This window comes from Rhodococcus sp. PAMC28707 (assembly GCF_004795915.1).
GTDB lineage: Bacteria > Actinomycetota > Actinomycetes > Mycobacteriales > Mycobacteriaceae > Rhodococcoides.
Genome location: NZ_CP039253.1, coordinates 1,744,787 through 1,766,150, shown reverse-complemented (window position 1 = coordinate 1,766,150; position 21,364 = coordinate 1,744,787). Strand labels below are relative to the sequence as shown.

The following is a 21,364-nucleotide window of genomic DNA, read 5'->3' as shown; positions in this document are numbered from 1 at the left end:
TGTTACATATTGCCCGTTTGTGAACGGTCGATCCGGGCATCTACCCGTTATGAAGGTCGGGGTAATAGTCAGCGCCATTGCGGCGGTCATCGGCTCGTTCATCGGCTCGGGTGCATGGATCGGCACTCCCATCGCGGAGGCCGCAGGCGGCGCGCTCAGCGCCACGTCGACGCTCGTCGCGCCTGCTGGGACTGCATTCTCGATCTGGACGGTCATCTACTTCGGATTCTTCGCGTACGCGGTGTGGCAGGCGCTGCCCGGGCGAAGCGAGCGCCACCTTTCCCTCCGACTGCCGATTGCGGTGTCCATGCTGCTCAACGCCGCATGGATCCTGACGATTCAGCTCGGATTGCTGTGGCTGAGCGTGTTCGTCATCGCAGCGCTGCTCGCGGTCCTCGCCCGCGTGTTCGTCCTCCTCCAGCAGCAGCGCCCCGAGAACTGGCTGGACGCGGTGATCACGGACGGAACGATGGGCCTCTACCTCGGCTGGGTATGCGTGGCGACCATCGCGAACGTGACGGCGTGGCTCGTCGATCTCGGCGTGACCGGCGGTGCCACCTTTTGGGCAGCGGCCGTCCTGGTCGTTGCAGCGTTGGTGGCCGTCGGGTTGGCTACGTACTCTTCGGGTGCTCTCGCGCCGGCTATCGGGATCGTCTGGGGATTGATGTGGATTGCGCAGGGCAGGCTCGCGGGCGACCTCATCAACGCCACCGTCGGATGGACTGCAGCGATCGCAGCATTGGTGGTGGGAATCTACACCGCTGTCATCCGCGCGTCATAGGTACTTTGTGCACAGCAGGATCTACGAAGCGTGGGCTTTCGACCGCCAGGCCGGGACGTTCCCGGTGGCGGCTATCTCGGCCGCGACGTCCCGCAGCTTGCGGTTGGTGTGTGAGGACGCCACGACCAGCATGTCGAACGCGGCGTCCCGGGTGAGCTTGTATCGGCTCATGACTATCCCGACGGCGATCCCGATTTCGCGGTTGGTGTCCACCGCCATCGACAGTTGATCGTTGCGGTCGTCTGCGCCGGCATTCTTCAGTGCCACTGCCGCATGGTCGGCGTAGATGGAGCAGTCGTAGAGGATCTCTTCGGTGAAGAAGTCCTTATGGGCGCTGTAGAAGCCCATGACACCCAACTCGACTCCGCCGAGGATCAGATAGAAGCTCGCGGTCGACCGGATAGACGTCTGCTCGGTCATCAGCTCTCGATACTGCACCCACCGCGGATCGTTCTCCACGTCGTTGTTCACGATGGTGCCTTTGGTGGCGATGACGGCTTTGGTGGCGGACTGGCCAGTGCGATCGGCGATCTTGGCGGCTGCGGCGATCGTTGCTTGATCGCTGGCCGCAATGATCCGCAGCCGACCGTTGTCGCGAAGGGTGGTCACCGCGGCGCCGCTGCAACCCAAGGTCGTGACCGCGAGGTCGACGACGCGCTGTGCCGTCGGGCCTGTTCCGGGGTGTTGCGCCAGGTCCCAGGACAGCGACGCAAATCGGTATCCGGCGTGCTCCGAATCGATGGTGTTCATGTCCAGCCGCCTCCCTGATACATCAGAACGTCCCTCGCTCTGCGAGTGATACCCCTCGTGAACTTCGCGCAACACATTCTGCCACCGAGTCGACCGGAGGACGACACGAACAGGACTCTTGCCTGTCACATCGAACTGACAGACATCGAATCGTCGGAATCCAACCAGCTGCACACTGCGGATCCCGAGGCCGTCCTGCGTGGCGTCGGCGCGCTGCACCGCCTCGCGGAGCGCGTCGAGACCTTGCACGTCGACGAGGTACGACGTGTGGGATGGCCGGTGGGAACAGATAGGTGACGCCCTCGGCGTCACCCGCCGATCGGTGCTCGCACAACACGGAAGGTGAGGGGACCATGTTCGAACGGTTCACCCAATCCTTCAGGGGTGCAGTCGAAAACGTACGGTACGAGGCGGTGCGCCGCGGGGACCGGCGGATCGGCACCGATCACCTGTTGCTCGCACTCCGGCAGGACGAGTCGTTGAGTCGGGTCGTCGGCGTGGACAACGAAACCGCTCGTGCGGCCGCCGACCGACTGGACCGCGCCGCCGCGTCGGGCTCGACGTGGACGAGGTGTCACCCATTGTTCAGCCCAGTCTCGGCAAGCGCATGTCGATCGCTGCGGGCGCCAAAACAGTGTTCACGCAATCTCTTTCCAACGCTGCAGCCGAGAACGCGCGAGGCATTGCCTCGCGACACCTGATGCTCGCTCGGGCGAGCAGTGAAGGAGGGTGGTTCACGCTTGATCATCGAATTGCGCTGTGCAGCAATAGGGTACCTATGTCACTTTGGGCAGATCGAAATGTGTACTTGCTCATGGGCTTCATTCACGAGGCGGGCGATCGACGTTTCGAACGACTCCAGTCGACCCCTTGCTTCACCTGCAGGGAACCGGAATGATGCACACGGGTAGCGCAATCCTCGGACCGGATAATCCGGTCGGTGTGTGCCAGCGGTCATACACTCGTATCGGAATGAACCGAATCTCGCCGGTGTTGGTAGTACGTTGATGGACAAAGAGTTTCGCCGGAAGATTGCATCCGTGTCGGATCTGTCGAACTTTCGATGCTCGGCCTCGAATCGAGAATCTGGCGTATGTTGAGAGGTGGCCGAACTCCGCAGGGGAGCTAGCGCGTGTGCCACACCCTCTCCAGCGGTGAATCTGTGACCTTGCTTCGGTGAACGATGACGAATGAACTGCAGAGGAGACCATCAGATGACCGACATCACCAACGTGACGGTATTGGGGACAGGCGTTCTAGGTTCGCAGATTGCGTATCAGACTGCGTACCATGGATTTTCGGTAGTCGCATATGACATCGACGATGCGGCGCTGGGCAAGGCGAAGGTGCAGTTCGACAAGCTGGTCAAGGTGTACACGCAGCAAGTCGAAGGCGCGGCCGACGGCAAGGCAGCGGCCGCGCTGGAGCGGATCACTCTGTCGTCGAACCTCGAGGAAGCTGTACAGGCCGCAGACCTGGTCATCGAGGCCGTTCCCGAGAATCTCGACATCAAGCGCGATACCTACACCAAGATCGGCGGTTTCGCCCCCGAGCACACGATCTTCGCGACGAACTCTTCGACACTGCTTCCCAGCGACTTCATGGACTCCACCGGTCGTCCGGAGAAGTTCCTCGCGCTGCACTTCGCCAACCAGATCTGGGTCCGCAACACCGCCGAGGTGATGGGCACGTCGAAGACCGACCCCGCTGTCTACCGGACAGTCGTCGACTTCGCATCCGCAATCGGCATGGTCCCGATCGAGCTGAAGAAGGAACAGCCCGGCTACGTGCTCAATTCCCTACTCGTACCGTTTCTCGACGCAGCCGGACTCCTCCTCGTCGACGGAGTCGCCGATCCGGCAATGATCGACAAGACCTGGCGCATCGCCACCGGCGCGCCGCTCGGCCCATGCCAGATCTACGACATCATCGGACTCACTACGCCGTACAACATCGCCTCTCAGGGCAACGAAGACCAGCGACGGTTGGCTGCTTTCCTGAAGGAGAATTACATCGACAAGGGAAAGCTGGGCATCTCCACCGGGGAAGGCCTGTACAAGTACCCGAAGAGCTGACCTGCTTCGCGCGGCCGGCTGGGGGCAGTTGTGGTCGCCCCGTGATCGCTTGAATCGCGCTCTGAAGCTGTCTGATCGTATGAGTGGACCATTGAAGCGGTGGGGGCGGGATCAGCACAACAATACCGAACAATCCCCGCGAACAGTGACAGCCGGAATCGATAATTTTCGGCGTTCTATGCCGATTCGAGGCGCCCGGCCTACCAAGTGGGCAGGCCAGGCGCGTCGGAATCTAGCTGGCGTTTGCTGTTTCGTATGCTTCGACGATGTCGGCGGGAATGCGTCCGCGGTCGTTGATCTCGTAGCCGCTGTCCGATGCCCACTGGCGAATAGCGCGGGTTTGAGCGGGGTCACGTTTGGTCGTAGGCGCCGATGAAGATGCGGCCTTAGGGGCGACGCCGGCCGACGCTACTTTGCGCTTGCGGCCGCCGACGCGGGTTGCGTGTCCGACGTACAGTTCGAGACGCTTGCGGAATTCGTTGGCGTTCTTGGTTTTCAGGTCGATGACGTAGTCGACGCCGTCGAGGGAGAATTCGATCGATTCGCCTTCGCCTTCGTCGATTGCTGTGCCGTCGATGTCGTCGACCAATTCATAGATTACTTGCTTCGCCACGGTGCGAGATCCCTTCGAGGTGTGTATTCCTCCCGAGAGTAGCGAATAAATGCGCTTGGTGCGAAAACTGAGAATGGACCGATATGCCCGTTTCTGCGGGCGTAAAAGAGTGCATGATGTTCAATCGCTGAGTATCGAGCTATTCCCCAGAGCATTCACTAGTTAGAATTACCAGAGTTGCTGATTAGTTGTTGTTGTCGCCCACAGAAATACGCAGACGCGGGCTCAGAATTGCTGCACGAACCGGTACCAATCGCCATCGTATTTTTCGTATCCGATGTCTCCGTCGCGACGCGGTTCACCGAGGTAGGGCGCGCCGTCGGGTAGGTAGGCCAAGCCGATCGAGTCGATGAGGCCGCCCACGATGAAGAACAGGCATCCGCTGTCGGTGGGGCGGACCGAACGGACCGCGTATGCCCCGATTCGGCGGCTATCCGTGGATTTTGTGCAGTCCTGGGCGACGGTTTCCAGTGCGCCCTTCGATAGCGCGAATGCGCCTTTCGACGGTACGGATAACAAGACGAGTGCGGCTGTGACGATGACGATGGCAGGTGCAACTGCGGTCCATCGCAGCGAATGGTATTTGAACCACCCGATCAGTGCGAGTACGAGCCATAGTGCGCCCAGGAACAGTAAGACGGCAGAGGCCAGTGCGTAGACGGGGAAGAGGACGACTGGCGGCGTGAAGGTGGAGATGATCACTGCGCACACCACTGTTACCAGTATTGTGAGGGCTCCCGTCAGCCACTTCCAGACGGTCAAGCCAGCGCGAGGAATAGCTTCTCGAGTTCGGCCTCGGTCATCGGTTCGGTATTGCCGGCGGTCTCGCCGGTGATGCATTCGCGCAGACCGGTGGCGACGATTTTGAAGCCGGCTTTGTCGAGTGCGCGGGAGACGGCGGCGAGTTGGGTGACAACGTCTTTGCAGTCGCGTCCGTTTTCGATCATGCCGATCACGCCGGCGAGTTGGCCATGTGCGCGTCGCAGTCGGTTGAGTACCAATGCGATGCTGTCTTGGTCGCCGTTCATGTCGGACTCCTTCGGATTGTGCTGGGTGTTCCCCCATGGTACCCCTGGGGGCATAGAAGACGGCGCTGACTTCCTCTGAGCAGCAGCGATCAGGCGTCATTGCTCCGGCCGGGCGCGAAGGTGTGCGCGCTCACCTTGCTGGCCGAAGAGGATGATCAGTTCGGCAGATGCGTCGTCTGCGGTAGAAAACCAGTGTGGGACATGGGTATCGAACTCGGCTGCTTCGCCGGGGACGAGGGCCAGGTCTTGGTCTCCGAGTACGAGTCGGACTCGTCCGTTGAGTACGTAGAGCCATTCGTACCCTTCGTGTGAGGAAGGTATCGGCGTATCACCGAACCGTGCCGCCGGGATGATGAGTTTGTGTGCCTGCACTCCTCCGGCGCGGCGGGTGAGCGGTAGCCATGTCATCCCGTACCGGGTCACCGGCTGTAGATGAACCCGCGGGTCGCCTGTCAACGGGCCGCCGATCAGTTCGTCTACCTGCATCCGGTACGTCCTCGCCAGGGCGAGTAATTGTTCGAGGGTCGGTTGACGCTGCCCCGACTCCAGTCGAGACAGTGTGCTCTCGGAGATGCCGGTGGCGGCGGAGAGATCGGCCAGTGTGGTCTCGCGTTGTTTGCGCAGGACCCGTAGCCGGGGCCCGACTGCGCTGATGGTCTGCTCCAGGTAGGTGCTCATGTCGGAGTTCATGCCGCCATCTTGACAGATCAGCAAGACAACTTGTTCCCGAAGATGTGGGCAGTTCATATTTACACAATGAACGGACAAGACATGAACAATCGATCCCGCACCTGGGATGTTGCAGTGATCGGTGGTGGTGCTGCCGGGTTGAGCGCAGCGGTGACACTGGCGCGTTCCCGACGCTCGGTGATCGTCGTCGACGCCGGACGCCCCCGCAACGCGCCCGCCGAGGGAGTGCACAATTTCTTGACTCGGGACGGCATCTCCGCGACGGAGTTGACTGCTGTCGGTCGAGACGAACTGACGTCCTACGGCGGTACGGTGATCTCCGGACGTGCTGTTGCTGCCCAGCGCACCGAGACTGGCTTCACAGTCGATGTGGCCGACGGGCAGAAGGTGAACGCCCGGAAGCTTCTGGTCGCCAGCGGACTCACCGACACACTCCCCGATATCGCTGGTCTGCGCGAGCGGTGGGGGCGTGACGTGCTGCACTGCCCGTACTGCCATGGATGGGAAGTGCGGGACCAGGCCATCGGAGTTCTCGGCACCGGGCCGGGCGCCGTGCATCAGGCTTTGATGTTCCGTCAGCTCAGTGACGATGTCACTTTGTTTTTGCACACAGCTCCGGAACCGACCGAGCAGCAGTGGGAAGTGCTCGCCGCCCGCGGAATCTCGGTGATCGACGGCCTCGTCGCCGGTGTCCTCGTCGACGACGATCGCATGACGGGTGTCAGGTTGGGCTCGGGCGACTCATTCGCCTGCCAAGCCTTGGTAGTTGCGCCGCTCTTCTCCGCGCACTCCGAGGTGCTCGAGTCACTCGAGCTGAATCCAACCGAACAGAGGGCGGGTGAGGCGCTCCTCGGCTCCGTATTCGCCGCAGATCCGAGCGGAGCCACCCAGGTTCCTGGCGTCTGGGTGGCCGGAAATGTCGCCGATATGTATGCCGGAGTGATCAATTCGGCAGCGGCAGGATTCACCGCAGCGGCGGCGATCAATGCGAGCCTCCTCGACGAGGACGTGCGACGCGTCGTCGACGAGACGCGAACTGCGCCGACGGCACCTGATGTGTTCTCCGCCGCGGCAGCAACTCTGGGCGCCCGACGTCATAGATTTCCCACCGAATCGAAGGTACGACAGTGACGACACATGAAGTTGGCTCCACCATCCCACGCCCCGCGTCCGAGTCTTTTTGGGAACCTCACTACCAGAGGAACATTCGACCATGGAGCGGTCTACCCAATGCCGTGCTCGCCGATATCACTGCCGACCTGACTCCGGGATCGGTATTGGACATCGGCTGCGGCGAAGGCGGGGACGCACTCTGGCTCGCAGGCAGGGGATGGACGGTCACGGCGGTCGACGTGTCCGCCACTGTCCTCGAACGCGCCCGCTCCCAGGCCGCAGAGCAGGGCCTCACCGCCAACGTGACCTTTGAGAAATGCGACGTATCGCAGTCCCTGCCAGGCGGATCGTTCGATCTGGTGTCCGCGCAGTACTTCCACACCCCGATCGACATCCCCAGGGAACAGGTCCTTCGCCGAGCGGCAGAGAGCGTCGCAACGCAGGGTCTGCTTCTGATCGTCGATCATGCCTCCACGGCCCCCTGGTCCTGGAACCAGGACCCCGACGTTCGGTTCCCGACACCACAGGACACCCTGAAAATGCTCGACCTCGACGACGATCACTGGCAGCCGATACGCGTGAAAGCAGCACAGCGAACCGCATCGGGGCCAGACGGGCAGACTGCCACGGTGACCGACAACGTCATCGCGCTGCGCCGCACAGATCGTTAGCTGTTGTGCCTGTGTCCTAGTACGCAGACGGGGGCGACCAGGATGAACCCGGCCGCCCCCGTCGGTTGGATCAGGAGTTCTTGCCGCCGAGAGCGGAGATCGCTGCCTGCAGCTTGGTCGTCGCTTCCTGTGCGACGGAGGACAGTTCGGTTTCGCCGGTGACCTCGACCATGATGGCGGGGTTCATTGCCTCGACGAGGAACGATCCTGCGGTGGTGGTGTCGGCGCGGACGAGGACGTTGCAAGGGAGCAGCAGTCCGATCTGGGGCATGACGCCGACCGCGCGGTGCGCGAGGTTCGGGTTGCAGGCGCCGAGGATCAGGTACTGCTCCATGTCTTCGCCGAGCTTGGCTTTCAGGGTGGCCTGCATATCGATTTCGGTGAGGACGCCGAAGCCTTGCGCGGAGAGTGCTTCTTTGGTTTGGGCGACGGCGGTGTCGAAGTCGGTATCGGTCAATGTGGTCGATAGTGCAATGTTCATAAGTGGGTCCTTTCGGTTGTGAGTGGCACTGTTGAAGGCTTACCCGTTACGTAGACTGGGCACGCCGGTTTTGGAAAGAAGCAGGCTCGCCGGGCACCATCCGACTGCAGCGTAGAGGCCCAGGTTTGCTGCGGCGAAGGCGCTCAGGAACCGCCAGCGTGGGGAGCTGGTTTCGCCGAGGACCAGACCGGTTGCGGCGACGGCGGCCGCGAGGGCGGGAACGGTGCGTTCGATGGGCCAGCCCGAGAACTTGTCGATCATTTTTTCTACTCTCCGATCTTCTGTAGAAAAATGTCAGTGGGAAAAGCTGATGGACGGCAGAACCTTGCGGAGCCATGCCGGTGACCACCAGGCCGCGTGGCCGGTCAGGCGCAGCATCACCGGGAGCAGGATGAGCCTGATCAGTACCGCGTCGAGTAGGACTGCGACACCGAGAATGATGCCCATTTCTTTCGGCGGTAGCGGATCGGAGAGCGCGAAGGTGAAGAACACCGCGACCATCACCGCTGCTGCCGCGAGGATGACGCGACCGGAATGGGCGAGGCCGTCGACCTGGGCGATCTTGGCGTCACCGGACTTCTCGTAGTGTTCTTTCGCGGTGGCGAGGAGGAAGACGGTGTAGTCCATGGCGATGGCGAAGATCATCGCGAAGAAGAACACCGGTCCCCAGCCGTCGAGGAAGCCCTGTGGGGTGAAGCCGAGCAAGGATGCGCCGTGGCCGTCCTGGAAGATCAGCTTCGCGACACCGAATGCGGCGGCGGTGGACAGCAGACTGACGACAGTTCCGAGGACTGCGATCAACGGAGCTTGCAGTGCGACGAGCAGCAGAATGAAGCCGAGGACGAGGATGATGCCGATCACCAGCGGTAGGTAGTCGTTCAGGGCCTGCTGCAGGTCCAGGTTCTCTGCCGGTGCGCCGCCGACCAGTGCAGACTCCGGAAGCTCGGCGCGGAGGTCGGCGAGTATGGTGCCCATCGCTTCGTCCGAAGGATCGACCGTCGGAAGTGCTTGTAGGAGTGAGTATCCCGAACCGTCCATGGCGGGTTGGGGTGGGGTGACCATGGCGATTCCGTCGACGCCTGCTGCCGCTGACGCGGTTTGCTGGGCATCGGCGTCGGCGACGACTATCTGTAGTGCGCCGGGTGCTCCGTCGCCGAACTGTGTCTGGACCAGTTCGTAGCCTTGGCGGACGGGTGCGTCCTCGGGGACGACGGCGATGGACGGCATCGCAACCTTGAGCCCCAGGACGGGCAATGCGAGTGCGATCAAGATGCCGACTGAGACGACTGCGAACGGCCATGGGTGCTTGTGGAGCAGTTCGCCCCAGGCCGCGAACTTCGGTGAGCGGTGCGTTTGGCGTTTGGCGTAGGGCAGTGATGCGGCGTTGACCTTGTTGCCGAGGGCGCCGAGCGTCGCCGGCAGCAATGTCAGGGTGGCGACGAGGACGAAGAACACTGCGAGCATGATTCCGACGGCCATCGTCCGCACCGCGGGGGCAGGGACGAGTAGGACGGCGGTGAGGCTGACCAGCACGGTCAGGCCGGAGAGCACCACTGCTTTACCGGCGGTGTCCATGGTTTCGGCGACCGCGGCCCGCGGATCGGACTTGCGTAGGGCGTCACGGAACCGGGCGACGATGAAGAGGGCGTAGTCGATTCCGAGGGCGAGCGCGAACATCATTGCGAAGTTCATCGCCCACACCGAGATCGGCGTGACCTGATTCAGCAGCACGAGCCCGCCTGCGGAGGCGACGAGTCCGGCGACGGTCAGCAGCAACGGGAGGCCTGCGGCGACGAGGGAGCCGAACGCGAGAACCATGATCGCCAAAGTGACTGGCCAGGAGATCAACTCGGCCTGGATCATGGCGTCGTGGTTGGCCTTGTTGAAGTCCGACCACAGTGCGGACGATCCGGTGGGGTAGACCTCGATGCCGTCACCGGATAGTGCGGTCAGGTCGCCTTTGACATCGTCGACGGCTTTGACCATCTCGTCGGTGCTTGCATTGGCGCCTGCGATGACGATGCCGGTGTGCTGGTCGGGGCTGATCGTCATGCCTGGTTGTGGGGCGATGATCTCGCCGAACCGGGCGTCGCCGTCGAAGACTTCGGTGACCGCGGCGAGTGTCTGCTGCACGGCGGGGTCGTCGATCGTCGCGGTGTCGGAGTGCACCACGACCTGCACTGCGGCCGAGGAGTTCCCGCCGAAGTGTTCTTGTGCGAGTTCGCGGACCTGGACGGATTCGGATCCGTTGGCCTGCCATCCGGCGCCGGCGAGCGAGGTGAAGACCGATGGTGCCGCGGACCCGAGAGCGACGAGAGCGATGAGCCAGACCCCGAACACCCACTTGCGACGGGTGACCATGGTGCTACCCAGTCGGCCGAGTATGCCGGGTTTGCGGTGCTGTTGTTTTTCCGATTCACGGCGTGAATCCGGAACGGTGTCCGACTCGGACATCAGCTACTCCTATACGGGTGGGGGTATGCGATCAGCAGCGGTCAGCGGCGGCTCTGTCGTTCCACTGTCGCACATACCTAGGGGGGTATGCAAGTACCCCCGGGGGTACCCCACTCGAAGTCAGCCGACGGCGCCCCGCACTGCGGACCGCCCAGAGGCGAAGGCAGCATCGATCTCCTCCAGCGGATGACGCTCGCCGACGGCAGCAGCCAGTAGATGCGCCGCCGGTGTGCGCTGCAAGAACTCCACGGCCTCGACGAGGTCGGACGGCGCGTAATTGTGACTTCCGGAGACGGTGACGAGGTTGCGGACCAAAAATTCTGGATCGAACGCCACAGCTGAACTGGGAAACACCGATCCCACCAACACGATCCGCCCACCCAGCCCCACCACTTCGAGTGCAGCGGCGACAGAAGACGAGCTCCCGGACAGTTCGAAGATGGCATCCGCTCCGCGGCCGATGTCGGCCAACTCTTCCGGCGCACACACCGCTGTCGCCCCGATCTCCGAGGCTGCTGCTCGACGGGCCGGGTTCGGATCGCAGGCGAGCACCGACGTCGCCCCACGGTCGAGGGCGTAGGCCACCGCCGTCAGCCCGAGCATGCCGCAGCCGAGGACCACCACGGCGTCACCCGCGGCGAGCCCGATCCGCCGTGCCGCGCAGACGACGGTGGCCGTGGCACACCCTGCCGGGGCGAGGAGCGCTGCGGGCAGGTCTTCCGGGACGACGACGGCGCGCGTCCCGGCGAGAAGGTGTATGTGAGTTGCGAAGCCGCCGTTGAGAATCCACCGGTCGCTGATTGCTGCATGCCCGTACTTGCGGAGGTCGACGCACTTCTGCGGCACACCGCGCACACATCGCCTGCAGGCGCCGCAGGCCGTGCCGACGGTCCACACCACCCGATCTCCGACGGCGACGGTCGCGCCCGTGCCGATGTCGACCACGCGTCCGACGCTTTCGTGCCCGAGGACAGTGGGGACCGGTGTGCTGCGATGCCCAGCGACGGTGTGCAGGTCGCTTCCGCACACCGTCGACAGTTCGATCTCGACGAGGACCTCACCATCGGCCAAGTCCGGAAACGGCACCTGTTGTAGGGAAAATGCGCTCCCCGACCACACTGCCGCGAGAGCGGTCATGCCCCGAGGCGCTTGCGCACTGCACCGCTGAGCAGGTCGACGGCGACGACGAGCACCAGAACCATCAGGATGTAGGTCATCATTTCATCGAAACGGAACAGTGAAATCGACTGGTTGATGAGGAATCCGATACCACCTGCGCCGACCAGTCCGAGGACGAGCGAGGACCGGACGTTGACGTCGAGCCGGTAGAGCAACAGGCCGACGAACTGCGGAACAACCGTCGGTAGGACTACATGGACAGCTACCTGCGTGCTCGACGCTCCGGCGACACGTAGTGCGTCGATGGGCCCCTGGTCGATTTCTTCCATCGCCTCGGACCACAGCTTGGCCATCACTCCGGTGTTGTGCAGGATGATCGCCAGCACGCCTGCGAACGGACCGAGCCCGACGGCGGTGACGAAGATGAGCGCAAACACGATGTCGGGAACCGCGCGCAGGAACGACATGACGGCGCGAGCGGCCTGATATGCGAACGGGTTTCGGTTCGTCGACCGCGATCCGAGTACGGCGAACAGAATCGAGAACGGGATGGAGAACGTCGTGCCGACGAGTCCGATCGCCAGAGTGACCAGGCATGCCTCGATGCCCGGTTGCACGACGGTCGTCCACGAAAAGTCCGGTGGGAAAGCAGAACCGAGGAACGAGGCGATGCCCTGCCACCCGCTGATGAGGGCGGTTGCGGATACATCGGTTTCCTCCACCGCCCAGATGTGCACCGCGATCAAACCGACGACGAGGGCCGCGCCCCCGATCATGCCCATTCGGCGGCGCGGGTGAGGCGGTACCTCGAGACGACGAACATCGAGAGTGGTCATTGTTCAACTCTTTCGGAGGAGCTGTAGAGCGCGGCGACGGTGTCGTCGTCCAGGTCGTAGGCTGCGCAGGAGAAGGAGATCCGGCCCTGATCGAGCCCGATTATGCGATGGCAGTGCCGTCGCGCAAGATCGGGTTGATGCAGCACGGCGGCGACGGCGATGCCGTCGGAGGCCAAGGATTGCAGCAGCGTCATGACCTGTTCGGCCGAGGCTGGGTCGAGGGCCGAGACTGGCTCGTCGGCGAGGAGGACGGGCGCTCGTTGGCACAGTGCACGGGCGATGGCGACGCGTTGTTGTTGGCCGCCGGAGAGTCGGTCGGCGCGGTCGTGTGCTCGGTCGGCGAGCCCGACGCGGTCGAGGCATCCCATCGCCTCCTCCCGCAGGGCGCGAGGGAATGCGAGGGTGGACCACGACCGGCGGAGCGACAATCTGCCGAGGGCGCCCGCGCAGACGTTATCGAGGACCGATCTTCGACCGACGAGATGAATCTGCTGAAACACCATGGCTGCCTTCCGGGCAGGGCCTTGGGTCAGCGCGGATTCGCCGCCGATTTCGATGCTGCCGCCGTCCACCGAGGTGAGGCCTACGACGCATCGCAGCATCGTCGACTTGCCGGATCCGTTGGCGCCGAGGATGCCCACCAGTTCCCCGGCGTGCACGTCGAGGTCGACGCCGTGCAGGACGGTACGGTCACCGAAGGAAGTTCGGAGCGCGCGGATCGACAATGCGGGAGCGTTACGCTCGAAAGCAACTGCGCCGCAAACTGTTTCGGACAACAAGTCGGTGGTCACTCCGCATCCTTGGAGGTGAGTCCGAGGGCGTCGGCGAGGTCGAACAGCGGCTGATACGTGCTCTTGTCGACGGGCAGGAGTTGTCCGGCCGGGTCGACGTCGAGCAAAGCGCCCGCCTCGGCGACGGCGTCGGGCGGCAGGTCCACCAGGGCGTCGGCGACGGCTTTCTGGAATTCCTCGCTGGTACTGCCTGCGACGGTGATGGGGTCGTTGGGGATCGGGTCGGAGGTCCACACTTGCCGGAACTTCGAGGTGTCGAACTGGCCTTCCCCGGTGGAGGTCGCCAGCTGTTGGGAGTTGATCTCGGCGGCGTCGACCTTGCCGTTGGCCAATGCCAGTAGTGCCTCGGGGTGGCCGCCGGCATAGGTGATCTTGACATCGTCGTCCTGCATTCCGCTCTGGCGCAATGCCATCCGGGGAAGTGCGTCACCCGAGGTCGATCCGGGCTCGGAGAGGGCAAGAGTACGTCCGCGAAGGTCGTCGATCGAGTCGATGTCGGAGTCCTTGGGCACCCAGACCCCGGCCGTGTAGGTGGAGAGCTGACCGTCGGCCGTCCCGAAGGAGGCGAGCGCGCGGGCATCGGCCTCCTGGCTCGCGAAAACGTAACCGAGCGGACCGAAGACACCGAGCTCGAGTTGTCCGTTGCGCATGGCGAGGACCTCGGCGGAGTAACTGTCCACCACGGTCACTTCTACCGGGCAGTTCAGCTTCTCCGACAAAGCTTCGCCGACGACCTGGAACGCCGGGGTCAGTTTGGCGGGATCCTCGAAAGGCTCCACACCGAAGCGGATCTTCCCACCTGGGCAGGTGGGAGTGCTTGCAGCGGTGTCGGAACTGTCGCCACAGGCGGTGAGGGTGAGGGTGAGCGCGGCGATCACGAGGGCCGCGTGGCGGGGCTTGAACATCGGTTCTCCTGATGGGGTGAAGGTCAGAACGAGTCGAGGACGGTGGGTGCGAGGCCGAGCGCGGTGGTCATGCCGATTCCGGAGGTCACCGACACCACCCGGACGTTCGAGGAGGGGGCGGCGGTGAGGAAGTCGGTGCGGTCACTGGAGGCGTAGACCCCACGCCACCGGCGCAGGACGGTCAACGGCGCCCCGAACAGTGATGCGCCCTCGCGCAGGAGTAGCTCGGCGTTGCGTTCGTCGTCGAACGGGGTGTGGGTGCGTGCGTAATGGTGGGTGTCACCGAGGACGATGGCACCGTCGGGGCGTTGAGTGAGCATGAGATTCATGACGGTGTCGAGCAATTCGGGTGAATCTTCCTTCATTCGTGCGCGTACCGCCGCGGCAGAAGGCATGGCCGCGAGCCCGTCGTAACGCAGCATCGACAGTCCGGTGAGCACGGCCGCGTCGATGACGACGTCGTCGGGTGGGGCGACTTCGAGCATCTGGAGGCGGCAGCGTTGAACGTTCCATTCGGCGGCAATGTCGGGGAAGAGTCGGTCGACGTCGTGGCCGACGGCGTGAACCATGTTCTGCCCGTGGATCTCACCGCGCGAGGTGTGCACCGCGTTCGTGTCGATACCGGTTACGTATGTGTTCCAGAAGAATTCGACGCCTTCCGCCGCCAGCCACGCCGCGATCGCCGGCACCGCCTCGCGAGGATCGACGCGGAGGTCGAGAGGCAGGTGCGCGGCGCCGATGCCGCTGAACGGACCGGTAGCGGCGCCGAGGGTCACCTGTTCGGATCCACGTTCGGCTGAGAATTCTTCGAGTACAGCCAGCTCGTCCGGTGCACGGGCGAGAACGAGGGTGCCGCATTCACGTACCTCGAAGCCGGCTTTGCGTCCGAGCATCAGCCAGCGTTCGCGTGCGGACAGCGCGAATGTCAGGGCGTCCCCGGATTGTGCTGTGGCGCAGACGTGTCCGAAGTTTCGGATGGACGCGCCGACGGCGTGGTCGTCTCGTTCGACGACGGCCACGGACATACCGCGCAGGACTGCGTCGACGGCATGGGCAAGGCCGACGATGCCGGCGCCGACGACGACGAGGTCGAATCGGTGGTGGGGGGTTCGGTCGATCATCACCTGGGCAACAGTTCCCGTTCTATGAGCAAGCGTCAACGGTTCGGAGTCAGTTGTTCGAACAAGTTCACCAGGCGTTCATGTCCGTTGTGCAGCATTGTTTCTGCCAGGTTCGGGTGGTTAGACTGCGCAGCATCAAAGTTGTTCAATCATGTTGGAGGCCAGCCTCAATGTCACTTCCGCTGCATTCCCGCGTCGCCGACGCTCTCCGTGCACAGATCGTCGACGGCGCCCTGCCCGTCGGTGCCCCCATGCCCTCGGAGGCAACGTTGTGCACGACATTCGAGGCCTCACGCGGGACAGTGCGGGCCGCGCTGGCCGCGCTACGTAACGAGGGATTGATCGCCGGTGGCCGTGGACGTCCACCGGTGGTGTGCGACACGGCCGTCGGGCAATCGTTCGAGACGTTCATGTCGTTCACCGCGTGGGCGAAGGCGATCGGACGAACCCCAGGTCAGCGCACCCTCGAGATAGCGCGCCGCGCAGCGACTCCGCTGGCCGCAGCCTCGCTCGGCCTGGATTCGGGCACTGCCGTCGTCGACGTGCTCAGGCTCCGGACGCTCGACGGTATGCCCGCGATGCTCGAGCGCTCCAGCTTCATCGAATCCGTCGGACGCACCCTGTTCGACTTCGACCCCGACTCCGGTTCCATCTACGCATACCTGATCGGTCAAGGCGTCGACCTTCACGAAGGCCGGCACACCATCGATGCCGTCGCCGCCACCGACGTCGACGCGGCGCACCTCGACATCGACCCAGGGGCGCCCCTGCTACGCGAAAGACGGAGAGCGGTAGACCTTTCCGGTACTCCACTCGAATACGCCGACGACCGTTACCGACCCGACCGGGTCGCATTCACCATCGACAACACCCGATCCGCGCACGACCTGCGCATCGTCAAGGAGATTTCGTGACCATTGCACGCTCGTTCGACCTCGCCAGCCTCGATATGGCCGGTACCACCGTGGACGAGGGAGGGCTCGTGTACGAGGTGCTCTCGCGGACCGTCGCCGACGCAGCCGGCTGCCCGCTACCGGCCGAACTGCTGGCCAAGTGGAAGGGGACCAGCAAACTCGAAGCGATCGCCGGTCTACTCGACGGGCTGGGCGCGTCCACCGATCCGAAGTTCGTCCACGAAGTGTTCGAGGACTTTCGCGCGAGCCTCATCGCCGCCTACCGGCAGACCCCGCCGAAACCGGTGGCAGGCGTGCCGGAGGCGCTGCGTGCATTGCGCGCGCAGGGCGTGAAAGTGGCACTGCAGACCGGGTATTCCGCGGATATCGCCGACGCCATCCTCACCGGGATGGGCTGGACCGTCGGGGAGGGGGAGGAAGACACGGTCGACGCGCTCGTCACCTCGGACCTCGTTGCGGCGAGCCGGCCCGCGCCTTACTTGATTTTCCGCAGCATGGAGGCAACCGGAGTCACCGATGTTCGACGCGTCCTGGTGGCCGGGGACACGCCCAATGATGTTCTCGCCGGGCACAATGCGGGCTCCGGCATTGTCGTCGGAGTGCTCAGTGGTTCGTTCGGCGAGGACGTGCTCAGGAAGTCGCCGCTCACGCACGTGTTGCCGAGCCTCGCCACTGTCGGTGAATTGCTCTAGTAGACAAAAAGAACGGAGCGCCGAGTGGCGCTCCGTTCTTTTCGTACTGGTTACTTCTGGAGTTGCGCGACGATTTTCTCGGCAACTTCGGTGCTCGACTGCGGGTTCTGGCCGGTGACGACGGTGCCGTCGACGACGGAGAACGGTCCCCACGCAGGCCCGACCTTCAGATCGGCGCCAGCGGCCCGGAGTCGGTCCTCCAGCAGCCACGGTGCCTTGTCGGCCAAGCCTGCCTGGCGCTCTTCGTCGTTGGTGAACCCGGACATCACTCGTCCGGCGAATGCCCATTCGCCGTCGGGCTTCGTTGCGGAGAGCAGGGCAGCGGGGCCGTGGCAGACCGAGCCGATGACCTTTCCGGCGTCGAGCATCGTGATGAGCAGCTTGCCGAGAACCGGGGAGACAGCGAGGTCTTCCATCGGGCCGTGCCCGCCCGGGATGTACACCGCTGCATAGTCATCGGCCGAGACATCTTCGAGCTTCAGCGGTGCTGCGAGCTGGTCGTCGAGCGCGTCCAGTGCGGCGCGCTGGCGAGCGGATTCGTCTGCGCCACCGGTCGACTCGGGGGCGAGGCTGGTTTCGTCGACCGTCGGGCGGACGCCGCCGGGAGTGGCAATGGTGAAGGGGATGCCGGCGTCTTTGAAAACAGACAGCGGGCTCAGCAGTTCCTCAGCCCAGAATCCCGTCGGATGGAGGGTTCCGTCGTTGAGGGTCCAGTGGTCCGAGCCGGTGACGACGATCAGTACTGAGGTCATGGTTGTACTTCCGTTCTTGGTTGGCTTGATGTGGTCTTCAACGTCCGGTGACTGTCGACCATTCCCCGGCGAGGGAAGTCGCCCGTTCCTGTTCGATTTCCAGGGAGTCCCGGGTATCGACACGTGAGCCCGGGCGGGGCAGGCCGACGGCGACGATGACGGCGCTGAGTGTGAGTCCGACGGCGCCGATGACGAAGGCAATGACGTACGAGGACTCCTTCGGCAGCCCGATGGGGAGCAGCTGACTGCTGAGGAGGGTGATGACCACCGCACTGGCCAGCGAACTGCCGACCGAGCGGGCGATGGAGTTGACGCTGTTCGCGACGCCGGTTTGGTCGGGGCGGACCTCGTCGACGATGAGGGCGGGCATCGCTGCGTAGCCGAGACTGACAGCGCTGTTGATGAACAGCACTCCGAGGATGAGCTGCCAGCTTGCGGTGTGGAGAACGGCGATGAACGCGAAGCCGACAGCGCCGACCAGGGACGCGAGGGTCAAGGTGGAGCGGCCACCGAAACGGTGCACGAGGCGTCCACCGATCGGTGCGACGACCACTCCGGCCAACGCGCCGGGCAGAAGGTAGACACTGCTGGCGGCGAGGACGCTGGCCGAGAAGCCGTAGCCGACCTCCGATGGGGTCTGCACGAACCCGGAGACGCCGAGGAACGAGACGAACATCGCGACTCCGATGAGGAGTCCGGCGGCGTTCGTAATCATGAACGGGCGGTTGGCCAGGAGTGATGGCAGCACCAGAGGCTCGTCGACGCGGCGTTCGAGGACAATCCAGAGCGCGAAAACGATCACCGATGCGACGAGGCAGCCGATGGTGGCGGGCGAGGCCCAGCCCCACTCGTGACCCTGTGAGAGTGGGAGCAGCAGCAGTATCAATCCGGCACCGAGCACGCCGCCGCCGAGCCAGTCGATTCCGCCACCGCCCGCGGGGCGATGCTTGGGGACAGTGACCGCCGCCAGCACCAAGGACACCAGGGTGACGGCGAGGGAGAGCCAGAAGATGCGGTGGTAGTCGCCGCCGTCGCGGGTCAGTAGCCCGGTGAGAACCAATCCGATGCCGCCACCGATGCCGAGAGTGCCGCTGACCACGGCCATCGCGCCGGTGAGCCGCTGCGCGGGTAGTTCGTCACGCAGCACCCCGATAGCGAGTGGGAAAAGGCCGAACGACGCGCCCTGCAGAATCCGCGCGAGGATCAGCAGCGGTAGCGAGGTGGTCAGCGCCGCCAGCAGGGAACCCGCGGCGACGACGATCAGGATCCCCAGGAGCACCGGGCGTCGGCCGCGTACATCACCGAGCCGTCCGAGTATCGGGGTCAGGACGGCCGCGGCCAGCAGGTTCGCGGTCACCGTCCAGCCGACGGCGGAGGAAGATGCGTTCAAAGCTTTGCCGATGTCTGCCAGTACCGGGATAACCACGGTTTGGAGCAGCGCGACGACCATCACGGTGACTGCGAGCGCCGGGATCAGTACTCGACTGTCCTGCTTTTCGGTGGTGCTCATTGGTCTCCTCGTCTTCGTGCAGGCGGCGCGGTGTCGCTGCACCCGGAAAACAGTAGTCCACAACTATGTTGCGGACAACTGATATGACTGTGAGCTGCGCCATGCCCTCGGGCGGTAGCGTCCGGTGACCGACTTCGACAGATGGGGGACGATAGATGCGTTTTGTGACGGCTGGCGACTTCACGGCGGAGCAGGCTTGGGGCGCGCAACTGCTCGCATCGGTGGACAATGCCACTGTCCGCCTGCATTGGACCGACAGTGCGTAGGTCTGGCACGTCAACGATGGCACCGAAGTGTTCGTCGTCGTCGACGGCATCGTGGACATGCACTACCGGGACTCGGCGGGCGAGCACGTCGAAAGGCTCGTCCCCGGAACGATGTGCGTGGCCGAGGTCGGTGACGAGCACAAGGCGGTGCCGGTCGGGGAAGCTCGGATCCTGGTCATCGAGCAGGCGGGGTCGATCTGACGGCTACTGCTCTTGTTTTTCGCGCTCGGACTCTGAGTGGGTGGGGCGCAGCAGCTCCTGGTGTCGATGTGGTGTGGCCGGGCGGCGGGTCTGGCCCAGCGCTGATGTCAATGTTGTTCTACATGGCGGGTTTTCGTCTTCGGTGGTAGCTGGGTCGTGGTTTTCGGTGCGGGTCGACATCGGCTGGCGGGGTGACGACGGGGTGGCCGTCGTCGCCGAATGCGATTTCCCATCCGTCGTTGTGGATGGCGCGGTGGCATTCACTGCAGACGAGGGCGAGGTTGTTGACGTCGGTGGGGCCGCCGTTTCGCCAGAAGACTACGTGGTGGAGCAGGCACCAGTCGGCGGGGCGCCCGCACATGACGCAGCAGCGGTCTCGGAGGATGACGGCGGTGCGTTGGGAGGTTGTGCCGAGCCGGACCGACCTACCCATTGCTAGGGGAATTCCGTTGTGGTCGATGATGATCGGCGTCAGGTCGGCGTCGCAGCTCAGGAGCTCAGCGAGGTTTTTACTGATGGGCCCGGTCCACCCGAGGCGGAAAGGCCAGTCGGGGCTGTCGGGACCTGGCAATTCGGCGCCTGGGGCGCTGGAATCCGGGCTGTCGGAAACGGCTGCAGCATTCCCACCCATTTTTGCTTGTGCTTCGGGGCTGAGGAGGTCCCGCAGGTTGACGGTGACGTTCACCTGCGGCCGCGACGTACCGTGCTCGGAGGCGTTCCCGGTGAGGTGTGCGTCGAGTAGCTCGGAGAGCGCGTCGGCCTGGCGTTTCGATGGACTCCGGGTGTCGAGGGTGGCGTCGGGTTCCGGTTGCGGCTTCGACAGCGGTGAGAGGACCGCCCGCAGCTTTTCGGCGAGGATTTTGTCGACGTCCCCTATTAAGGTGGTGCGCCCGTCGGATTGGAGGTAGAGGTCGAACCTGTTGAGCGCTGGGTTCTCCGATGCCGGTAGCGGAGGCGGACCCTCGGGCACACCGTCGGCGCCCACTTTCTCTTCGAGCTTCTCTTCGTATTGGTCTTCGGGTTCGACTGTCTCACCGAGCTTTTCCTGCTCCCGGCGTTCGTCTTCGCGTCGTTGGCGTTCGCGCTGGGCTTCGTCGTAGCGGGCGCGGGCGTCGTGAGCAACGGCGTGGGCGAGTTCGTGTGCCCGCTTCTGTACCTTCGCTGCGGTCGCGTCGAATGCGACGCCGAGTAGGTCGTCGACGATGTCGGCGATTCGGGTGCTGCCGAGCGTTGGATCGGCGGTGCGGATGTGGGTGTAGCCGTCGTAAATTTCTCTGACGTGGGCGACGTGGATGTCGCCGTCGGTGAGGGCCTTCGATACTGCGGGCCAGTGGGTGAGCCAGTTGGCGGTGTCGAATTGTCGGGCGGCGTTTCCGTCGGCGACGCGGGTTCCGGAGGCGAGCCACCGCGTCGGCGTCGAGTATTTGAGGGCGACGTTGAGGCCGCGTCGGGAGAATTCGGCGAGGAGTGCGTATTTCTGTGCAGCGAAGTTGTTTTCGGCGTGGGTGATGTCGCTGATGCCGGACACGATCTCCTGATCGGAGAGTGCGTCTGCGCTGCGAAAGTCCCCCAACTCGTGCATACGAAAAAAGATACAACGC

The 21,364-nt window shown here is 63.9% G+C and carries 25 protein-coding genes; 8 read left to right on the top strand and 17 right to left on the bottom strand.

Annotation, left to right across the window (positions count from 1 at the left end; genetic code table 11):
- The first annotated feature begins 49 nt into the window (after positions 1-49).
- Complete coding sequence (locus tag E5720_RS08020) at positions 50-781, top strand: TspO/MBR family protein (protein WP_136170218.1); 732 nt, start codon at positions 50-52, stop codon at positions 779-781.
- Positions 782-802: 21 nt separating this feature from the next.
- On the opposite strand, the gene E5720_RS08015 is transcribed toward E5720_RS08020, so the two are convergent.
- Positions 803-1,531: a GAF and ANTAR domain-containing protein gene (locus tag E5720_RS08015; protein WP_136170217.1), complete on the bottom strand. Its 729-nt coding sequence runs from the start codon at positions 1,529-1,531 to the stop codon at positions 803-805.
- Positions 1,532-1,588: 57 nt separating this feature from the next.
- Here E5720_RS08015 and E5720_RS21795 point away from each other — a divergent pair, with 57 nt between their 5' ends.
- Complete coding sequence (locus E5720_RS21795) at positions 1,589-1,828, top strand: hypothetical protein (RefSeq protein ID WP_210729972.1); 240 nt, start codon at positions 1,589-1,591, stop codon at positions 1,826-1,828.
- Positions 1,829-1,839: 11 nt separating this feature from the next.
- On the opposite strand, the gene E5720_RS21975 is transcribed toward E5720_RS21795, so the two are convergent.
- Entirely contained in the window at positions 1,840-2,109 is a 270-nt protein-coding gene (locus tag E5720_RS21975; RefSeq protein ID WP_247596223.1) for a hypothetical protein, read from the bottom strand.
- 636 nt (positions 2,110-2,745) lie between these two features.
- On the opposite strand from E5720_RS21975, the gene E5720_RS08000 reads away from it, so the two are divergent.
- A complete protein-coding gene (locus E5720_RS08000; RefSeq protein WP_136170215.1) occupies positions 2,746-3,606 on the top strand; it encodes a 3-hydroxyacyl-CoA dehydrogenase in 861 nt (286 codons plus the stop codon).
- A gap of 232 nt (positions 3,607-3,838) precedes the next feature.
- Here E5720_RS08000 and E5720_RS07995 read toward each other — a convergent pair whose 3' ends face one another.
- The 4 genes from E5720_RS07995 to E5720_RS07980 all read right to left on the bottom strand — a co-directional run bounded on the left by E5720_RS07995 (position 3,839) and on the right by E5720_RS07980 (position 5,925).
- Entirely contained in the window at positions 3,839-4,219 is a 381-nt protein-coding gene (locus E5720_RS07995; protein ID WP_136170214.1) for an Lsr2 family protein, read from the bottom strand.
- A gap of 225 nt (positions 4,220-4,444) precedes the next feature.
- Positions 4,445-4,921 (bottom strand): hypothetical protein, encoded by a 477-nt coding sequence (locus E5720_RS07990; RefSeq protein ID WP_247596222.1) that lies wholly within the window; start codon positions 4,919-4,921, stop codon positions 4,445-4,447.
- A gap of 56 nt (positions 4,922-4,977) precedes the next feature.
- Positions 4,978-5,247 (bottom strand): metal-sensitive transcriptional regulator, encoded by a 270-nt coding sequence (locus E5720_RS07985; protein WP_136170213.1) that lies wholly within the window; start codon positions 5,245-5,247, stop codon positions 4,978-4,980.
- A 96-nt stretch (positions 5,248-5,343) separates the two neighbouring features.
- On the bottom strand, positions 5,344-5,925 hold the full coding sequence (locus tag E5720_RS07980; protein WP_136170212.1) for an XRE family transcriptional regulator: 582 nt from the start codon (positions 5,923-5,925) through the stop codon (positions 5,344-5,346).
- A gap of 93 nt (positions 5,926-6,018) precedes the next feature.
- Here E5720_RS07980 and E5720_RS07975 point away from each other — a divergent pair, with 93 nt between their 5' ends.
- Both E5720_RS07975 and E5720_RS07970 read left to right on the top strand, forming a co-directional pair.
- On the top strand, positions 6,019-7,068 hold the full coding sequence (locus tag E5720_RS07975; RefSeq protein WP_136170211.1) for an NAD(P)/FAD-dependent oxidoreductase: 1,050 nt from the start codon (positions 6,019-6,021) through the stop codon (positions 7,066-7,068).
- Entirely contained in the window at positions 7,065-7,721 is a 657-nt protein-coding gene (locus E5720_RS07970; protein WP_247596221.1) for a class I SAM-dependent methyltransferase, read from the top strand. The genes E5720_RS07975 and E5720_RS07970 overlap by 4 nt, the downstream gene beginning before the upstream one ends.
- A gap of 70 nt (positions 7,722-7,791) precedes the next feature.
- Here E5720_RS07970 and E5720_RS07965 read toward each other — a convergent pair whose 3' ends face one another.
- The 8 genes from E5720_RS07965 to E5720_RS07930 form a co-directional block, all read right to left on the bottom strand.
- On the bottom strand, positions 7,792-8,202 hold the full coding sequence (locus E5720_RS07965; protein WP_136170210.1) for a DUF302 domain-containing protein: 411 nt from the start codon (positions 8,200-8,202) through the stop codon (positions 7,792-7,794).
- A gap of 39 nt (positions 8,203-8,241) precedes the next feature.
- Positions 8,242-8,463: a YgaP-like transmembrane domain gene (locus tag E5720_RS07960; RefSeq protein ID WP_136170209.1), complete on the bottom strand. Its 222-nt coding sequence runs from the start codon at positions 8,461-8,463 to the stop codon at positions 8,242-8,244.
- A 33-nt stretch (positions 8,464-8,496) separates the two neighbouring features.
- A complete protein-coding gene (locus E5720_RS07955; RefSeq protein ID WP_136170208.1) occupies positions 8,497-10,656 on the bottom strand; it encodes an MMPL family transporter in 2,160 nt (719 codons plus the stop codon).
- Between the two features lie 120 nt (positions 10,657-10,776).
- Positions 10,777-11,793, bottom strand: a complete 1,017-nt coding sequence (locus E5720_RS07950) for a zinc-binding dehydrogenase (RefSeq protein WP_136170207.1) — start codon at positions 11,791-11,793, stop codon at positions 10,777-10,779.
- The gene (gene phnE / locus E5720_RS07945; RefSeq protein WP_136170206.1) at positions 11,790-12,611 is read right to left on the bottom strand and encodes a phosphonate ABC transporter, permease protein PhnE; all 822 of its coding nucleotides are present in this window, start codon (positions 12,609-12,611) and stop codon (positions 11,790-11,792) included. The genes E5720_RS07950 and phnE overlap by 4 nt, the downstream gene beginning before the upstream one ends.
- Entirely contained in the window at positions 12,608-13,402 is a 795-nt protein-coding gene (locus E5720_RS07940; protein ID WP_210729971.1) for an ATP-binding cassette domain-containing protein, read from the bottom strand. Before E5720_RS07940 ends, phnE begins: the two co-directional genes overlap by 4 nt.
- On the bottom strand, positions 13,399-14,307 hold the full coding sequence (locus E5720_RS07935) for a phosphate/phosphite/phosphonate ABC transporter substrate-binding protein (RefSeq protein WP_136170205.1): 909 nt from the start codon (positions 14,305-14,307) through the stop codon (positions 13,399-13,401). The genes E5720_RS07940 and E5720_RS07935 overlap by 4 nt, the downstream gene beginning before the upstream one ends.
- A 23-nt stretch (positions 14,308-14,330) precedes the next feature.
- Entirely contained in the window at positions 14,331-15,428 is a 1,098-nt protein-coding gene (locus E5720_RS07930) for a TIGR03364 family FAD-dependent oxidoreductase (protein ID WP_136172520.1), read from the bottom strand.
- A 170-nt stretch (positions 15,429-15,598) separates the two neighbouring features.
- Between E5720_RS07930 and E5720_RS07925 the strand changes: the two genes are divergently transcribed.
- Together E5720_RS07925 and E5720_RS07920 are read left to right on the top strand one after the other, a co-directional pair.
- Positions 15,599-16,342 carry a GntR family transcriptional regulator gene (locus E5720_RS07925; protein ID WP_136170204.1) on the top strand — a complete coding sequence of 248 codons (744 nt, stop codon included), beginning with the start codon at positions 15,599-15,601 and terminating at the stop codon, positions 16,340-16,342.
- Positions 16,339-17,034: a phosphonatase-like hydrolase gene (locus tag E5720_RS07920; RefSeq protein WP_247596220.1), complete on the top strand. Its 696-nt coding sequence runs from the start codon at positions 16,339-16,341 to the stop codon at positions 17,032-17,034. The genes E5720_RS07925 and E5720_RS07920 overlap by 4 nt, the downstream gene beginning before the upstream one ends.
- Before the next feature lie 50 nt (positions 17,035-17,084).
- On the opposite strand, the gene E5720_RS07915 is transcribed toward E5720_RS07920, so the two are convergent.
- The gene (locus E5720_RS07915; RefSeq protein ID WP_136170203.1) at positions 17,085-17,786 is read right to left on the bottom strand and encodes a type 1 glutamine amidotransferase domain-containing protein; all 702 of its coding nucleotides are present in this window, start codon (positions 17,784-17,786) and stop codon (positions 17,085-17,087) included.
- Positions 17,787-17,823: 37 nt separating this feature from the next.
- Positions 17,824-19,296 (bottom strand): MFS transporter, encoded by a 1,473-nt coding sequence (locus tag E5720_RS07910; protein ID WP_136170202.1) that lies wholly within the window; start codon positions 19,294-19,296, stop codon positions 17,824-17,826.
- A gap of 293 nt (positions 19,297-19,589) precedes the next feature.
- On the opposite strand from E5720_RS07910, the gene E5720_RS21970 reads away from it, so the two are divergent.
- Positions 19,590-19,763 (top strand): hypothetical protein, encoded by a 174-nt coding sequence (locus E5720_RS21970; protein ID WP_247596219.1) that lies wholly within the window; start codon positions 19,590-19,592, stop codon positions 19,761-19,763.
- A gap of 118 nt (positions 19,764-19,881) precedes the next feature.
- Here E5720_RS21970 and E5720_RS07900 read toward each other — a convergent pair whose 3' ends face one another.
- Positions 19,882-21,345 carry an HNH endonuclease signature motif containing protein gene (locus E5720_RS07900; RefSeq protein ID WP_136170201.1) on the bottom strand — a complete coding sequence of 488 codons (1,464 nt, stop codon included), beginning with the start codon at positions 21,343-21,345 and terminating at the stop codon, positions 19,882-19,884.
- Positions 21,346-21,364 lie beyond the last annotated feature (19 nt).

What these genes read in the sequence shown, in the direction of transcription:
- E5720_RS08020 (WP_136170218.1), top strand. Translation starts at nt 50, where the DNA reads ATGAAGGTCGGGGTAATAGTCAGCGCCATTGCGGCGGTCATCGGCTCG.
- E5720_RS08015 (WP_136170217.1), bottom strand. Translation starts at nt 1,531, where the DNA reads ATGAACACCATCGATTCGGAGCACGCCGGATACCGATTTGCGTCGCTG.
- E5720_RS08000 (WP_136170215.1), top strand. Translation starts at nt 2,746, where the DNA reads ATGACCGACATCACCAACGTGACGGTATTGGGGACAGGCGTTCTAGGT.
- E5720_RS07985 (WP_136170213.1), bottom strand. Translation starts at nt 5,247, where the DNA reads ATGAACGGCGACCAAGACAGCATCGCATTGGTACTCAACCGACTGCGA.
- E5720_RS07980 (WP_136170212.1), bottom strand. Translation starts at nt 5,925, where the DNA reads ATGAGCACCTACCTGGAGCAGACCATCAGCGCAGTCGGGCCCCGGCTA.
- E5720_RS07975 (WP_136170211.1), top strand. Translation starts at nt 6,019, where the DNA reads ATGAACAATCGATCCCGCACCTGGGATGTTGCAGTGATCGGTGGTGGT.
- E5720_RS07965 (WP_136170210.1), bottom strand. Translation starts at nt 8,202, where the DNA reads ATGAACATTGCACTATCGACCACATTGACCGATACCGACTTCGACACC.
- E5720_RS07960 (WP_136170209.1), bottom strand. Translation starts at nt 8,463, where the DNA reads ATGATCGACAAGTTCTCGGGCTGGCCCATCGAACGCACCGTTCCCGCC.
- E5720_RS07955 (WP_136170208.1), bottom strand. Translation starts at nt 10,656, where the DNA reads ATGTCCGAGTCGGACACCGTTCCGGATTCACGCCGTGAATCGGAAAAA.
- E5720_RS07950 (WP_136170207.1), bottom strand. Translation starts at nt 11,793, where the DNA reads ATGACCGCTCTCGCGGCAGTGTGGTCGGGGAGCGCATTTTCCCTACAA.
- phnE (WP_136170206.1), bottom strand. Translation starts at nt 12,611, where the DNA reads ATGACCACTCTCGATGTTCGTCGTCTCGAGGTACCGCCTCACCCGCGC.
- E5720_RS07935 (WP_136170205.1), bottom strand. Translation starts at nt 14,307, where the DNA reads ATGTTCAAGCCCCGCCACGCGGCCCTCGTGATCGCCGCGCTCACCCTC.
- E5720_RS07930 (WP_136172520.1), bottom strand. Translation starts at nt 15,428, where the DNA reads ATGATCGACCGAACCCCCCACCACCGATTCGACCTCGTCGTCGTCGGC.
- E5720_RS07925 (WP_136170204.1), top strand. Translation starts at nt 15,599, where the DNA reads ATGTCACTTCCGCTGCATTCCCGCGTCGCCGACGCTCTCCGTGCACAG.
- E5720_RS07915 (WP_136170203.1), bottom strand. Translation starts at nt 17,786, where the DNA reads ATGACCTCAGTACTGATCGTCGTCACCGGCTCGGACCACTGGACCCTC.
- E5720_RS07910 (WP_136170202.1), bottom strand. Translation starts at nt 19,296, where the DNA reads ATGAGCACCACCGAAAAGCAGGACAGTCGAGTACTGATCCCGGCGCTC.
- E5720_RS07900 (WP_136170201.1), bottom strand. Translation starts at nt 21,345, where the DNA reads ATGCACGAGTTGGGGGACTTTCGCAGCGCAGACGCACTCTCCGATCAG.